The sequence below is a fragment of the Rhizobium sp. B230/85 genome (assembly GCF_019355735.1).
Taxonomy (GTDB): Bacteria; Pseudomonadota; Alphaproteobacteria; order Rhizobiales; family Rhizobiaceae; genus Rhizobium; species Rhizobium rhododendri.
In genome coordinates this window covers 3478999-3494330 of record NZ_CP072156.1, presented here as the reverse complement: position 1 = coordinate 3494330, position 15332 = coordinate 3478999, and the positions used below count along the sequence as shown (strand labels likewise).

The following is a 15332-nucleotide window of genomic DNA, read 5'->3' as shown; positions in this document are numbered from 1 at the left end:
GCGGGCGTGTGAATGTCTCTGGACGCTGTCGCGTCAGCGGGCATAAAGTTCGAACTGGCTGGCTCAAGTCGTTCATTGTGTAAACGATCCCGGCTTGATGCCAGGCGTTCCGGCAGATCTTAGGACAGGGAAATTCGATATGGGACACGGACTGGAAGGCAAGACCGTCGTGATCACAGCGGCGGCGCAGGGCATCGGCCGCGCATCGGCCGAACGCTTCCTCGGGCTTGGCGCCCGGGTCATTGCGACCGATATCAACGAGGCGGCGCTGGCGAGCCTCGAGGGAGCCGAAACCCACGTCCTCAATGTGCTCGACAGCGATCGCGTCAAGGAATTTGCCAGCAAGATCGGCACCATCGACGTGCTGTTCAATTGTGCCGGCTTCGTACACGCGGGCAGCATCCTCGACTGCGAGGAGAAAGACTGGGACTTCTCCTTCAACCTCAATGCCAAGGCCATGTACACAACATGCCGTACATTCTTGCCGGGCATGCTGGAGAAGGGCAAGGGTGTCATCGTCAACATGGCATCGGTCGCCTCAAGCGTTAAGGGCGTGCCGAACCGCTTTGCCTACTGTGCCTCCAAAGCTGCCGTGATCGGCCTGACCAAGTCTATTGCCGCCGATTTCGTGGCCAAGGGCATTCGTGCCAACGCCATTTGCCCCGGCACGGTAGATAGCCCGTCGCTTCACGAGCGCCTTCGGGCCACCGGCGACTACGACAAGGCCATGACCGATTTCATTGCCCGCCAACCGATGGGGCGCATCGCCACGCCGGAAGAGATTGCTGCCTTGGTGACATATCTCGCCGGGGATGAATCGGGCTTCACGACGGGCCAGGCGCTGGTTGTGGACGGCGGCTGGACCGGCTGACAGTAGGCGGCCGATCTAGACCCTGAAGTTGCAGATTACAGCACATGTTTGCCGGTGCGGTGGCTTGAGCCGGATGGCTTGTCAGATTGCCCCGCCACTGTATATCAGGACGATGTGACCAGGAACGGAGCGCCGGCATGCAGCAGAGTGTGAAGCGAAGGGCGGCGCGATCGCCCGTCGTGATGCTGGTGCGCAAGCATCTGAACGTCGTACTCGCTGTCCTGACCAGCCTGGTCGTCTTTGCGCTGACGACGTCCCGGCAGTTCAATGCCAGCAACTTTCTGGCAAGCTGGAACTGGGGTGCTGTCGTCTATATCGCCTTCACCTGGTATCGCATGCTGCGCTCCAACGTCAGCCGCATCCGGCAGCGATCGGCCGACTGCGACTTTTCCGACGTGTTGGTGCTTTGCCTGTCGATCGCAGCCGCAGTGGCGAGCATCGGGGGTATCGGCATCGAACTCAGCGGCGTCAAGAATGCCTCGCCTGAGCAGGCTCTGGAGAATGCCGGGACGGCGTTTTTGACGATCCTGATTTCCTGGATCTTCCTGCACACGCTGTTCACCACCCACTATGCCCACCGTTTCTATGCAGACAGCAGCGGCAAGCCGCCGATCCGCTTTCCCGACGATATCAAGGAGCCCAATTATTGGGATTTCCTGTATTTCACCTTCACGATCGGCGTTGCATCGCAGACTGCCGATGTCGCTATTGCCACGACATCGATGCGCAAGACTGCGCTGCTGCATTCCGTATTGTCGTTCCTGTTCAATACCACGATATTGGCTTTAGCGATCAATGTCGGTGCCAGCCTCATCTAGGCTTGTTTTGGCAGCGACTTCAGCAATGCAACGCTAGACTTGCCTGACCCTGTACCGGCAAACAATTTGTCGGGCTTGACTACTATCCAAGGGCCAATGTTCTGTGTAGGTCAAATTTGGTTTGTCTTCCCGCAGCGTAAGGGGAGGCGCCTTGTTCAAGCGTGGCGAGTGAGCGTGGAATGTCAGACGAGCTATCGACCTCCTCAGTCCGGGCCATCTCGCGGATCGATGCCGTTCCCACCATTCTCGAAGTTGTCTGCAAGACCACCGGCATGGGATTTGCGGCAGTCGCCAGGGTCACAGAAGATCGCTGGATTGCCTGCGGGGTGCGGGACGACATTGCCTTTGGCCTGGAGCCGGGCGGCGAATTGAAGGTCGAGACAACGATCTGCCACGACATCCGTGAGAACCGCCAGCCGGTGGTTATCGACGACGTTGCCAGAGACCCGATGTTTTCCACGCACCATACGCCGCAGATGTACGGGCTGCAGAGCTATATCTCGATGCCGATCATCCTGCCCGACGGCACGTTTTTTGGGACGCTCTGCGCTATCGACCGGGTGCCGAGAACACTGAGCACGCAATCGACGGTCAGCATGTTCCGGCTGTTCGCCGACCTGATCGCGCTGCATCTCGATGCCAACCAGCGCCTTCTCGACAGCGAGGACAGGCTGCGGACAGAGCAGGAAAATACGGCACTTCGAGAGGAATTCATCGCTGTCCTCGGGCACGATCTTCGTAACCCGCTGGCCTCAATCGAAGCCGGTGCGAAAATCCTGCAGCGCTCGCCTCTCGATGACAAGTCGCGTTCGATCCTGAAACTGATGCAGGCGAGTGTCAGCCGCATGTCCGGACTGATCGACGACGTACTGGACTTTGCACGCGGACGTCTCGGCAGCGGTCTGCTGGTGGACAACATGCACGTGGTGCCAGTGCGGCCGATGATCGAGCAGGTCATAAGCGAGCTTGCGTCCACTCATCCCGACCGGATTATCCGGGCGGACATAAGTGACGTCAGCGTCCGCTGCGATCCGGCGCGCATAGGCCAGCTGTTGTCGAACCTGCTTGCGAATGCTTTGACGCACGGGTCGGAGGATGGGGAAATTTTCGTGGGCGCGCGTGTCGAGGGTGGCCGGTTCGAGCTTACCGTCGCGAACCCCGGAGATCCCATACTCGGCGAAATCGCCGAGCACTTGTTTAAGCCCTTTGTGCGGGCTTCGGCAAATTCCAGCCACCAGGGGCTGGGTCTCGGGCTCTATATTGCATCCGAGATAGCGCGCGCTCATTGCGGTGAGTTGACCGTTGCCTCTTCCGCGGAAGAAACGCGGTTCACGCTGACCTTCGACGCTTGCCTGCCTTGAAGGTCGGATGCTCCGCCCGACCAATTGGGGGCGGAGCAAAGTCAGGTCGTTAGACTATTGCGTTGCCGGCCATGATGGCCAGAACGACAAAGATCAGGAACACGATCAGGGCGATGCCGAACAGCACGCGTGCAATGGTTGCGGTCGCTGCTGACACGCCGGAGAAACCGAAGAAGCCGGCAATAACCGAAACAACGAAGAATATAAGAGCCCATTTCAGCATGAAAAATTTCCTCTGCGCCAATTGTCGCAGGGATACGCGCCAGCGAAAGAAAAGTTCCAACTGTCGCTGAATTCAACCGGCGCACCCGAGGTGGAGTGCGCCGAGATCGCCGCTTCATCCGTGGTTTATCATCACATGGCGGACCGTGGTGTAGTCTTCCAGCGCGTAGATCGACATGTCCTTGCCATAGCCCGATTGTTTCATTCCGCCATGCGGCATCTCGTTTGTCAGCATGAAGTGGGTGTTGATCCAGGTGCAGCCGTATTGCAGGCGTGCCGCCGTCTGCATTCCGCGACCGATGTCCTTTGTCCAGACGGATGAAGCGAGGCCATAGTCGCTGTCGTTAGCCCAGGCGACCGCGTCGTCGACCTCGCTGAAGCGGGTGACGGAGACAACAGGCCCGAATACCTCGCGGCGGACGATCTCGTCCGCCTGCGTCGCGCCGGCTATAACGGTTGGCGTGTAGAAGAAGCCCCTGTCGCCCGATACCTTGCCCCCGGTTGTGATCTCGATGTGCTTATGTTCCGCGGCACGGTCGACAAAGCTTTCCACCCTGTCGCGCTGGCGTTTCGAGATCAGAGGTCCGATCTCGTTCTCGGTGTCGTCGGCAAGGTTGAACTTGATGGAGGAAACGGCCGAGGTCAGGTCGGCAACGAACCTATCGTATATTTTGGCGTCGGCGTAGATGCGGCAGGCCGCAGTGCAGTCCTGGCCGGCGTTGTAGTAGCCGAAGGTCCGAATGCCCGACACCACTGCCTCGATGTCGGCATCGTCGAAGATGATGACTGGCGCCTTGCCGCCGAGTTCGAGATGGGTCCGCTTGACCGTCTTGGCGGCCGCTTCCAAAACCTTCTTGCCGGTGCCGATGTCGCCGGTGATCGACACCATGCCGATCTTCGGATGGTTGATCAGCGCGCTGCCGACCGTCTCCCCGCGTCCAACGATGACGTTGACCACGCCCTCGGGCAAAATCTCGGCGAACAGCTTCGCCATCTTCAGGGCGGATAACGGTGTCTGTTCAGATGGCTTGAACACAACCGTGTTGCCGCCGGCCAGCGCCGGTGCCAGCTTCCATGCCATCATCATCAGGGGATAGTTCCAGGGCGCGATGGAGCCGACGATACCGACCGGGTCGCGGCGGATCATCGAGGTGTGCCCGGGCAGATATTCACCCGCCACAGGTCCGTGCAGGTTGCGCACGGCACCGGCAAAGAATCGGTAGCAATCGACGATCGCCGGTATTTCGTCATTGAGGACTGCGTTGATCGGTTTGCCGCAATTCAGCGCCTCGAGTGCTGCAAAGCCCTCGGCATCCCTCTCTATCGCGTCAGCGATCCGCAGCAGGTAAGCCGAACGCTGGGCCGGCGTGGTCTGCGACCATGTCCTGAAGGCGGCTTCTGCAGCATCGACGGCTTTGTCGACCTGACTGAGCGAGGCTTCGGGGAGGTCGAGCACGGTCTCGCCGGTCTTCGGGTTGAGAACGTGTTCTTCATTTTCCGTGCCGGCCTCGAAGCGTGACCCGATCAGCATTGCAGTGTCCATGACGTTCTCCCTTTTCATTGGTTGCCGCCGTCGGCGATCTGGCCGTCGCCTGGGGTCAAGAATATTAGGATGCCACATTCGACAGCAAAGTGACCAGCACCGCGTTATCCGTCGGGACCTGCGCGGTTGAGAACAGCGCCGGTATGATGATGTCGGTCGGCCTGATCGCGGTACAACGAGCGATGGAGGGCGCAGCGTCACCTATCAACGAATGCAAGCGAGCTATCGACGCATCATAAGGTTGTAAATCGCCTCAAAATGAAGCAGCCTCAGGTGGATGCGTCTATCCGGCACAAACTTGAAGCTATTGGTTTCGTTTCTGAAATTCCGGCGACTGTTTTATCGAAATGTGGCTGTATGGAGGGGCGTTTTACGCTCTCCTTAAGTATTCTGAAACGTCATATCTCTAGCTTTGCGAGTGTCTATCGCGGTGTTGGAGTGCTTTATGGTGGAGCAGTTGGCTTGAAGGCCTTACTGCGCATTTTCCGGCGACCCCGGAAGCTGGTTATGATTGTCGGCGGAGTGGCCTTGTTGATGGGCTCCTCCGGCGCATTCGCACTCTATATCGGTCGCGACAGACTGCTTGGCCCCTCCGCTACATCCGTCAACGGCATGCAGTGCACCGACCTCAATCTCGTGACGATCCGCAAGAATCACCGTGTCTGGCTGCGCAAGTACATCACCTCCGATGCGACTGACGGTCTGACGCGCGTCAAGACAGCATTGCGCGTGGCAAAGGCCGTCTATGATGCGCAGAAGCCGGACCTGGTTCAGGTCGTGGTGCTCGACAAGAAGGGACCGACACTGCAGTCCGACATTCACGGCCGCGCCCTTGGCGCCACGGTGGTCTATATTCCCCACCCTGAGAAGATTGCCGATGGCTCGGTCGAGGTGCCGATAACAGCGCGCTACTACAATGGCGGGGCCAGCGACGAAGGCCTGTTCTTCGGAGACCGGGTCGATATGACGAGCACGGATATCGACGGCGTGATGGCCTCCCTGAAAGACCACAGCGACTGTACCGACCCGGTCACCACGGGAGCTGCCAAGGTGCCAGAAGGCGGCAAGCATCCGAAGACCCCGCCGACAGCCGAGGGCGCTGCGAAGAGCGAGAGCAGCGAGAAAAAATCACCGGAGGCTGTTGCACCGCCAGCCGAGCATCCGCCTGCAGCAGCCGACGTCAAGCCGGAGCATGGCAGTACCGGCAGTTTCATAGGTGTGAAGGTCGAGCCGAAGATCATACCCACGTCGCTGCAGGTAAACGCTGCCTTGCCCGCAACGAGCGAAGCCGTTGCGGCCACCCTGCCGGCCGATCCGCAGGTGACAGGCACAAGCCGATAGACTGTTGGCGCAGGGGTCGCCCCCCCTGCGCTTCGACATATGCGTTATCTAGTCAGCCTTGGCGCGGCGAGCCGGGAAGAGGATGATGTCGCGGATCGACGGGGCGTTGGTCAAAAGCATGATCAGGCGGTCGACGCCGATGCCGAGGCCACCGGCCGGAGGCATGCCCTGGTCGATTGCGTCCAGGAACTCGTCGTCCAGTTGTTTGTCCTTTTCGCCGCGGGCATGGGCCTGCTCGAGCTGCTCGACCATGCGCTTGCGCTGCTCTTCCGGATCGTTGAGTTCCGAGAAGGCGTTGCCGAGTTCCCAGGCGTTGCAATAGGTCTCGAAACGCTCGACAAGGCGCGGCTCGCCCGGCACTTCCTTGGCGAAGGGCGAGATGTCCTTCGGGAAATGGGTGACGTGGCTTGGCTGTATCAGCGTGCCCTCGACCTTCTCCTCGAAGATGAAAGCCAGGCACTCGCCCCAGGTCCAGTCCTTCTCGACGGCGAAGCCGGCAGCCTTGGCGGCGCTGCGGGCTTCCTCGTCGGTCTTCATGGCGAGGAAGTCGATGCCAGTCGCTTCCTTGACGGCGTCCGGCATGGGCACGCGCTTGAACGGGCCCTTGAAGGAGATCTGCTTGTCGCCGAAGGCAAACTCGGTCGTCCCGTGGATGGACAGGGCGAGTGTCTCGAACAGCCGCTCGACGAGGTCCATGATGTCCTCGTAGTCGGCATAGGCCCAATAGCACTCCATCATCGTGAATTCCGGATTGTGCCGGGTAGAGACGCCTTCGTTGCGGAAGTTGCGATTAATCTCGAAGACCTTGTCGGTCAGGCCTGAAACCAGCGTGCGCTTCAGGAACAGTTCCGGCGCGATGCGCAGGTACATGTCGAGCTTCAGCGTGTTGTGGTGGGTCTTGAAGGGCTCGGCCGTGGCGCCGCCATAGACCGAATGCAGCATCGGCGTCTCGACTTCCATGAAGCCGTCATTTTCCATGAAGCGGCGGATGCCGGAGACGATCTTCGAGCGCTGCTGGAAGCGCAGCTTGGAGTCCTCGTTGGTCATGATGTCGAGATGGCGCTTGCGATAGCGGGTCTCGATGTCGGACAGGCCATGCCACTTTTCCGGCATCGGCAGCAGCGACTTGGTCAGCATGGTGATCTCGCGGGCCGAGATCGTCAGCTCGCCGCGCTTGGTACGGCGCACGACGCCGGTCACGCCGATGATATCGCCGATATCGATCATCGGCAGCAGGGCGCGCGCCTCTTCCGGCGTGGTGTCCTTGTGGCTGAAAATCTGGATCTTGCCGCCGGCGTCATGGATGTCCATGAACATGCCGGAATTGCGGGAGGAGTAGACGCGACCGGCGACCGTGACCGTGTCGGTCGTTTCGACGTCGATCTCCAGGTCCTTGTACTTCTCCGCCAGCTCGGTGTTCGTCATGGTCCGGTGGAAATGGGCCGGATAGACATCGCCTACCTGTTCGCGCAGCAGCTTCAGCTTCTGGGCGCGCACTTCGGTCGCATCGGAGGACAGGGCAGTTTCGGTCTTGTTGTCGGACATTGTTTGACCTCTTTGGCGGCATTGCCGCAGATAGATAGAACTGTGACCGCAGCGCCCCCTCACCCTACCCTCTCCCCGAGGGGAGAGGGGACTGGAAGGCGTGCCCCGAGGCAAGTCCCTTCTCCCCTCGGGGAGAAGGTGGCCCGAAGGGCCGGATGAGGGACCTGCCGCCTCTATTTCCCGCTGCCGGCCATCGTCGCCACCACAGTGGCTGCGAGCTTCAGGCGCTGGCGCACGACGGAGCGGCCGAGGATCGACATGCTGTCGAACAGCGGCAGCGAGCGTGACGAGCCGGACATGGCAACGAAGAGCGGCGCCAGGATGACCTTCAGCTTCTTGCCCATGCGATCGGCGATGGCGCGCAGCTCGGCCTCGATGGACTCGACGTTCCATTCGAGGATCTTTTCGAGATCCGGCTGCACCGTGTTGAAGATTTCCAGCAGCTCTTCAGGCGTCGATTTGATCTTGGCGAAGGCCAATGCATCAAGGTGCAGATCCGATTTCAACAGGAAGCCCATCAGGTCCGGCAGCTCGCCGAGCTTGGTGATGCGCGACTGCGACAGCTTCAGGCCGTCCTGCAGGCGGTTGTTTTCCATCGCCCAGGTGAGCACGCGCCGGCCGAATTCCTCTTCCGACATTTTCTCGCGCAGCCAGCGGCCGTTCAGCCAGTCCAGCTTCTGGATGTCGAAGATCGCGCCGGCCTTGGACAGGTTCTCAGGATCGAAGTTGGCAGCCAGTTGTTCGATATCGAGCAGTTCCTCGCCTTCGCCGATCTGCATAAAGAACAGGCCGAGAAAGTTCATCAACGCTTCCGGGATATAGCCGAGCGCCGTGTAGTAGGAAATCGAGGTGGGGTTCTTGCGCTTCGACAGCTTCGACTTGTCGGCATTCCTCATCAGGGAGAGATGCATGAATACCGGCTGGTCCCACTCGAAATAGCGGTAGAGCAGTATGTGTTTCGGCACGGACGCCAACCATTCCTCGCCGCGGGCGACGTGGGTGATCTTCATCAGATGGTCGTCGATGACGTTTGCCATATGATAGGTCGGCATGTTGTCGGCCTTCATCAGCACCTGCATGTCGACACTGTCCCACGGAATGCTGACATCGCCATAGACGCCGTCGTGGAAGTCGCAGGAGCCTTCCGTCGGGATTTTCATCCGCACCACGGAGGCTTCGCCTGATGCAACGCGCGAGGTTACTTCCTCGGCGGACAGGTTAAGGCAGTGACCGTCATATTTCGGCGGCTTGCCGGCTGCGCGCTGGGCTTCGCGCATCGCCGTCAGGCGCTCCGGCGTGCAGAAGCAGCGGAATGCGTGGCCCTTGCGCAAAAGCTCCTCGGCGTAGGGCTGGTACATGTCCTTGCGGTCGCTCTGGCGGTAAGGCCCATAGGGTCCGCCGACGTCAGGGCCTTCCGACCATTCCAGCCCGCACCACTTCAACGCATCCAGAACCTTCGTCTCGAATTCCGGCGTCGAACGGGTAGCGTCGGTATCCTCGATGCGCAGGATGAACTCGCCGCCGTGTTTCTTGGCAAAGAGATAGTTGAACAGCGCAATGTAGGCCGTGCCGACATGGGGCTCGCCGGTCGGGGAGGGTGCGATGCGGACGCGGACGCCTGAAGTGGTCATGATGTCTATCCGTAATGACGTGCGGGAGATCCAGACGGGGCACTGGCCGGCGCCAAGGATCGGAGTTTCGGAAACAGCCTCAAAACAGCGCCAAAAACACTGCCAGGCCAGCCATTTTCCGTCTGGCTGGCCTTAGGACATATTCAACCGTCGAGGTCAAGAAAAACCGCCGATTCACGGTGCGCCAGGGCGGCATGCTGGCCTGCCGGATCGGCAGTCTTTCGAGCGCCGATCCGGCCTATTGCGGGAAGGTCCGTAGGCTCAGTGCCGGGTCTTGGATTTTCCCCTGCGGTTGCGCACCATCATGTTGAGAATCTCCACCAGGGCAGAAAATGCCATCGCGGTGTAGATGTAGCCCTTCGGCACATGGAAGCCCATGCCGTCGGCGATCAGCGTGGTGCCGATCATCAGCAGGAAGGCGAGCGCCAGCATGACGATCGAGGGGTTCTTCTCGATGAAGTTGGCAAGCGGCGCTGCAGCCAGCAGCATGACCAGGACGGCGGTGATGACGGCCACGAACATGATCGGAATATGCGGCGTCATGCCGACGGCGGTGATGATGCTGTCCACGGAGAAGACAAGGTCGAGCAGAAGGATCTGGCCGATGGCAGCGGCAAAGCCCGTCGTGGTCGACTTGGCGATGAAATCGCCGTTCTGATCGACGGGATCAACGCTGTGATGGATTTCCTTCGTGGCCTTCCACAGGAGGAACAGGCCACCGGCAATCAGGATGATGTCCTTCCAAGAAAAGCCATGGCCCATGATGTCGAAGACCGGCTCCGTCAGGCGCACGATCCAGGCGACCGTGCCCAGCAGCGCAAGGCGCATGATTAAAGCCAGGCCGATACCGATCTTGCGGGCCTTGTCGCGGTTTTCAGGTGGCAGCTTGTTGGTGAGGATCGAGATGAAGATCAGGTTGTCGATGCCGAGAACCACCTCCATCACTACGAGTGTGACGAGCGCCACCCAGGCGCTTGGATCCTGTAGCAATGGCATCAGTGTCTGCATCGATCGTGTTCCCCACATTGACTAACCGGCGAAAAATACCCGGGCTAATGTAGGAACTGGAAGTTCGAGCGCAAGCGCCGCGAGGGCGCCTTGGTTTACGAAGGCTTTGAAGACTTTCCATAGGCGGCGAGGAAGGTTTTCACCGCGCCATTGATCACACGCTCGATTTCCGCTTGTTCAGGGGGCTCATCCATGCTTCCGAACAGGCGAAGTTTGAAGAAAGTGCCGCTGGAAAGATCGAGAAACTGCCCGGCCGCGAGGTCGAGATCGTCTATCTCCAGCTTGCCATCCGCCATGTGCCGCAGCAGAAAGTCCTGCAGGACAGTGCGCAGATTTTCTGGTCCCTTGAAGAACCGCTTGCAGAGGACAGGCATTCTTTCGCGGACACCCAGCACCGTGCGCATCGCTGTGATGACCTTTTCGTCGGTCATATGCCGCACGAACGTGACGCCGAAGTCGTAGAGGCCCCCTTCGAGATCGTCATGCTCCGCCAGAGCCATGCGCATCGTGGCGATGAATGTAGCACGCTGCCGCTCGATGATTGCGGTGAACAGCTCTTCCTTGTTGGCAAAATAAACGTAGAGCGTGCCCTTTGAAACGCCAGCTTCGCGCGTTACATCGTTCATGCTCGAGGCGTCGAAGCCAAGCCGCATAAAGACGCGATGGGCGCCATCCAGGATCTGCTCGCGCTTCGTCGGATCTTCGCCAGCCGCCCAGCGACCGCCTGCCGAAGAAGAGTTATCCTCAGGCGCCAAATTGTTTTTGACCGTTATATTGTCAGACACTGTCATTCAACGAAGATTCTTTAACCAAATCGAACCGATTGGTTCGGTATGACTTGATATGATGTGTTAAACGCTCTATGTCAACTGAACCGAACCGTTCGGTTCGACAAATTCCGTAAAAATCTGGTGCTCTCTACATGTCGTCCATTCAAAAGAACAATGTTGCACGCATTGTAAGCGAACCCGCAGACGCCAATTCTGCCCAGTCTGACTCGGCTATGCAAGCGGAGCCGGCAGCGGCCGAAGCTCGCAGCAACCCTGCGCCAGCTGAGCCCTCGGCTACAACGACAGTCGATCCGCCAAAAGCCGGCAAAAAGCGCCGCAGCTTCGTTCTGCCGACCATCGTCGTGATCGCGCTGATCGGCGGCGGCTGGTACGGGTATAACTGGTGGACGACCGGACGTTTCATGGTGTCGACCGACGATGCCTATATCGGCGGTGACATGGCGGTCATCTCGCCCAAGGTTGCCGGCTATGTGGCCAAGGTCGACGTGGTTGCCAACCAGCAGGTCAAGGCTGGCGACGTATTGCTGACACTGGACGACGGCGATTACCAGAACGCACTCGACCAGGCTCAGGCGCAGGTTGATACAGAGAAACTTGCATTGCAGACCATCGACGCGCAAATCGTAGGGGCACAGGCCTCGCTTGCCCAGGCGCAGGCCCAGAAGGTGGCACTGCAGGCAACGGTGCGTGGCGCGCAGATCACCCAGAGCCGCGCGACCCAGCTGGAATCGAAGTCTGCTGGCACCGCCGCCAACGTCGATTCCGCCAATATCGCGCTCGACCAGGCCAACGCCAACCTCGTCGCCGGCGACGCCAATATTGCCTCGGCACAGGCGAATATTGCCTTGCTGCAGGCGCAGCGCAGGCAGGCTGAAGGGACGGTCCGGACACTCGAAATCTCGCGGGACAAGGCCGCCCGCGACCTGAGCTTCACGGTCCTCAAGGCACCCTATGATGGTATCGTGGGTAACCGCTCGGTCCAGGAAGGCGATTACGTGTCCTCGACAACGCGCCTTATGTCCATCGTCCCGACCCGCAAGCTCTACATCGACGCCAACTTCAAGGAGACCCAACTCCAGCACGTCGTTCCGGGCTCCAAGGTCGAGGTGCATGTGGATGCCTACAGCGACGAGCCGATTGTCGGTACCGTCGAGTCTATCGCGCCGGCATCCGGCTCGGTCTTCTCGCTGCTGCCGCCGGAAAATGCGACGGGCAACTTTACCAAGGTGATCCAGCGCGTGCCGGTCCGCATCGCCCTGCCGCAGGAAGCACTCGACAGCGGTCGCCTGCGTGCCGGCCTCAGCGTCGTCGTCGACGTCGATACGCGCACTGCGCCGCAGTCGAACAAGTAACGCTCGGAGAGCATCCATGGCTGCCGCAACACCCACTGCAGGACCGGCTGCCGGTTCTGCCGCTCCCGATTCGGAGCGCGTAGATCCGCGCCGGATGATCGCATTCATCGCGATGGTGCTCGGCATGTTCATGTCGATCCTCGACATCCAGGTGGTGTCGGCATCGCTCGCTGAAATCCAGGCCGGCCTCAGTGCAGGTTCCGATGAAATCGCCTGGGTGCAGACTGCCTACCTGATAGCCGAAGTCATCATGATCCCGCTGTCGGGCACGCTGGCCCGGATCATCTCCACCCGTTATCTCTTCGCCATCTGCGCTGCTGGCTTTACTGCATCCAGCGCTCTCTGCGCCACTGCGACCAATATCGACCAGATGATCGTTTATCGGGCGATGCAGGGCTTTATCGGCGGGGGCATGATCCCGTCCGTGTTTGCTGCCGCCTTCACCATCTTTCCGCCATCGAAGCGCAATGTCATATCGCCGATCATCGGCTTGATCGCCACGTTGGCGCCGACCATCGGACCGACGGTCGGCGGCTATCTCAGCGATGCCTTCTCCTGGCACTGGCTGTTTCTGATCAATATCGGCCCCGGTATTCTCGTGACGCTCGTCACATGGAACTTCATCGACTTCGACAAGCCTGAGCTGTCGCTGATGAAGAAGTTCGACTGGTGGGGCTTGTTGGGCATGGCCGTGTTTCTCGGTGCACTGGAATATGTGCTCGAGGAAGGCAACACCAACGACTGGTTCAACGACGGCTATATCGTCATCGCCGCCATCGCTTCGGCGATAGGCGGGGTGATCTTCTTTTTCCGGGCCTTTACAGCCTCCTTTCCGATTGTCGATCTGAAGGCTTTCGCCAACAAGAACTTCTCCTTCGGCTCGGTATTTTCCTTTGTCATGGGCATCGGGCTATATGGCCTGACCTACGTCTATCCGCTCTATCTCGGTCGCATACGCGGCTACGATTCGCTGATGATCGGCGAGACCATGTTTGTCTCCGGCCTCGCGATGTTCTGTACGGCGCCGGTCGCCGGCATGCTGTCGAGCAAGCTCGATCCGCGGATTATCATGGCGGCCGGGTTTATTTTCTTTGCGGCCGGCACATGGATCATGACGTCGATTACCACTGACTGGGATTTCTGGGAGTTGCTTATCCCGCAAATCCTGCGCGGTGTAGGCCTGATGCTGTGCATGGTGCCGATCAACAATATCGCGCTGGGGACGATGGCTCCGGAGCGCATGCGCGGCGCTTCGGGCCTGTTCAACCTGACGAGAAATCTGGGCGGTGCCGTTGGCCTTGCGATCATAAATACGGTGCTGACCACCCGGCAGGACCTGCACTACATGCGCCTGCGCGAAAATATCAACTGGGGTAATCCGGTTGCCGTCGACCAGCTGAACAGCATGGCCGCGAACTACAATGCTCACGGGATGGACGGTTCGAATGTCGCCGTACGCACGATGGTCAACCTGACGACCCAGCAGGCGATGGTGATGTCGTTCAGCGACGTGTTCATGATCCTGACGGTGCTGTTCACGCTGATGCTGATCGGCGTTGCGATGATCAGCAAGCCTAAGCCGCCACCCAAGGGTGCGCCGGCCGGCGGCCACTAGCAACTTCGACCGAAACCTTTTCGCCGCCACGACGTATCTGTCTGGCGGCGTTTTCGTGCCCGCCGGTGAACCGGCGCGCCGTCGGCGACGTATCGAAATTCTCATCGTTCCTCCATGCCGGACCCCGTCTCGATGTTCAAAACGACTTTCTGCACCGTCAGGCGTGCACTCGTGCTCCTGGCACTGTTCGCTTTCGGAGCCTCCTGCGCGACCTCGGCGACTGCAGATTCCGTGCCGCAGGAGTTGATCGATGTCGGTGGCTACAGGATGAACAGCGTCTACTTGCGCGCCAGTCATCCCGACCTGCCGCCGGTCGTCTTCGTCCATGGTGCCAGCGCCAACCTGTTCGACCCGATGCTGTCGTTTCGTGGCAAGCTGGAGGGCCGGGCGGATCTGCTGTTCGTCGATCGCCCCGGCTACGGACGCTCGGACCGTGGCGGCGCGGAAAACGCCTATCCTGATGGTCAGGCGGATGCGATAGCCGCTGTCATGGATAAGCGCGGGATAAGGAAGGCGATCATCGTCGGCCATTCCTTCGGTGGTGCCGTTGTTGCCAGCTTTGCGCTGCGTCACCCCGACAAGGTCATCGGTTTGGTCTTCCTTTCGCCCGCCGTCTATCCCTGGCCGGGCGGTATCGCCTGGTACTATCGTGCGGCATCGACGCCCGTGACGGGCTGGCTGTTTTCGACCTTCATCGCACCGCCTGCCGGCGTGGTGATGATCGACAGTGCCGTGAAGGGCGTTTTTGCGCCGAACGTCGCGCCTGCGGACTATGTGGCGAAAACCCACGCGCTGATGGCGATCCGTCCCGGTTCTTTTCACAACAACGCCGTCGATGTTGCCAATCTCAAGAACTGGACCGCCAAGACATCGCCGCGCTACCCCGAGATAGAAAAGCCCACCATCATCATAACGGGCGATACCGACAGTGTCGTCTCGCCCACAATCCACGCAGGACAACTGGCAAAAGCCATACGCGGCGCCCGACTGATCTCGATCCACAATATGGGTCACAAATCCGACTACGTGGCGAGCGACGTCGCGGTGGGTGCTATCGAGACCCTCGGCGGCGAGAAGCGCGATCTCTCGGCTATCGCCCGGCGGGTCGAGGCGGGGATCGCCAACGACCGCGAAAAATAACGTCTGAGCCCGGTCTTTCGGCGGCAAGCTTGCGTCGAAAGCCTTCGCCTTGAAAAATCTGATTTACGTACGTCAGATTTGGCGCTAAGTGTCT

The 15332-nt window shown here is 59.8% G+C and carries 13 protein-coding genes; 7 read left to right on the top strand and 6 right to left on the bottom strand.

Going from position 1 to position 15332, the window contains the following annotated elements; all coding sequences use genetic code 11:
- Positions 1 to 139: 139 nt before the first annotated feature.
- The 3 genes from J5289_RS16780 to J5289_RS16770 all read left to right on the top strand — a co-directional run bounded on the left by J5289_RS16780 (position 140) and on the right by J5289_RS16770 (position 3050).
- Positions 140 to 871, top strand: a complete 732-nt coding sequence (locus J5289_RS16780; RefSeq protein WP_209184966.1) for an SDR family oxidoreductase — start codon at positions 140 to 142, stop codon at positions 869 to 871.
- 137 nt (positions 872 to 1008) lie between these two features.
- Positions 1009 to 1689 carry a DUF1345 domain-containing protein gene (locus tag J5289_RS16775; protein WP_209184965.1) on the top strand — a complete coding sequence of 227 codons (681 nt, stop codon included), beginning with the start codon at positions 1009 to 1011 and terminating at the stop codon, positions 1687 to 1689.
- A 179-nt stretch (positions 1690 to 1868) separates the two neighbouring features.
- The gene (locus J5289_RS16770; RefSeq protein WP_209206448.1) at positions 1869 to 3050 is read left to right on the top strand and encodes a GAF domain-containing sensor histidine kinase; all 1182 of its coding nucleotides are present in this window, start codon (positions 1869 to 1871) and stop codon (positions 3048 to 3050) included.
- A gap of 49 nt (positions 3051 to 3099) precedes the next feature.
- Here J5289_RS16770 and J5289_RS16765 read toward each other — a convergent pair whose 3' ends face one another.
- Entirely contained in the window at positions 3100 to 3273 is a 174-nt protein-coding gene (locus tag J5289_RS16765) for a DUF1328 domain-containing protein (RefSeq protein WP_111218870.1), read from the bottom strand.
- Positions 3274 to 3387: 114 nt separating this feature from the next.
- Positions 3388 to 4815 carry a gamma-aminobutyraldehyde dehydrogenase gene (locus tag J5289_RS16760; protein ID WP_209206449.1) on the bottom strand — a complete coding sequence of 476 codons (1428 nt, stop codon included), beginning with the start codon at positions 4813 to 4815 and terminating at the stop codon, positions 3388 to 3390.
- A 507-nt stretch (positions 4816 to 5322) separates the two neighbouring features.
- Between J5289_RS16760 and J5289_RS16755 the strand changes: the two genes are divergently transcribed.
- On the top strand, positions 5323 to 6156 hold the full coding sequence (locus J5289_RS16755) for a hypothetical protein (RefSeq protein ID WP_202617175.1): 834 nt from the start codon (positions 5323 to 5325) through the stop codon (positions 6154 to 6156).
- 48 nt (positions 6157 to 6204) lie between these two features.
- On the opposite strand, the gene lysS is transcribed toward J5289_RS16755, so the two are convergent.
- From lysS to J5289_RS16735, 4 genes are all read right to left on the bottom strand, one after another.
- On the bottom strand, positions 6205 to 7701 hold the full coding sequence (gene lysS / locus J5289_RS16750; protein WP_209184962.1) for a lysine--tRNA ligase: 1497 nt from the start codon (positions 7699 to 7701) through the stop codon (positions 6205 to 6207).
- Positions 7702 to 7874: 173 nt separating this feature from the next.
- Positions 7875 to 9332, bottom strand: a complete 1458-nt coding sequence (gene gltX / locus J5289_RS16745; protein ID WP_209184961.1) for a glutamate--tRNA ligase — start codon at positions 9330 to 9332, stop codon at positions 7875 to 7877.
- Between the two features lie 261 nt (positions 9333 to 9593).
- Complete coding sequence (locus J5289_RS16740) at positions 9594 to 10340, bottom strand: TerC family protein (protein ID WP_209184960.1); 747 nt, start codon at positions 10338 to 10340, stop codon at positions 9594 to 9596.
- A gap of 95 nt (positions 10341 to 10435) precedes the next feature.
- Positions 10436 to 11131 (bottom strand): TetR/AcrR family transcriptional regulator, encoded by a 696-nt coding sequence (locus tag J5289_RS16735; protein WP_142830413.1) that lies wholly within the window; start codon positions 11129 to 11131, stop codon positions 10436 to 10438.
- Between the two features lie 131 nt (positions 11132 to 11262).
- Here J5289_RS16735 and J5289_RS16730 point away from each other — a divergent pair, with 131 nt between their 5' ends.
- From J5289_RS16730 to J5289_RS16720, 3 genes are all read left to right on the top strand, one after another.
- Entirely contained in the window at positions 11263 to 12483 is a 1221-nt protein-coding gene (locus J5289_RS16730) for an HlyD family secretion protein (protein WP_209184959.1), read from the top strand.
- Positions 12484 to 12499: 16 nt separating this feature from the next.
- Positions 12500 to 14098, top strand: a complete 1599-nt coding sequence (locus J5289_RS16725; protein ID WP_209187580.1) for a DHA2 family efflux MFS transporter permease subunit — start codon at positions 12500 to 12502, stop codon at positions 14096 to 14098.
- Between the two features lie 132 nt (positions 14099 to 14230).
- On the top strand, positions 14231 to 15238 hold the full coding sequence (locus J5289_RS16720) for an alpha/beta fold hydrolase (protein WP_209206450.1): 1008 nt from the start codon (positions 14231 to 14233) through the stop codon (positions 15236 to 15238).
- Positions 15239 to 15332 lie beyond the last annotated feature (94 nt).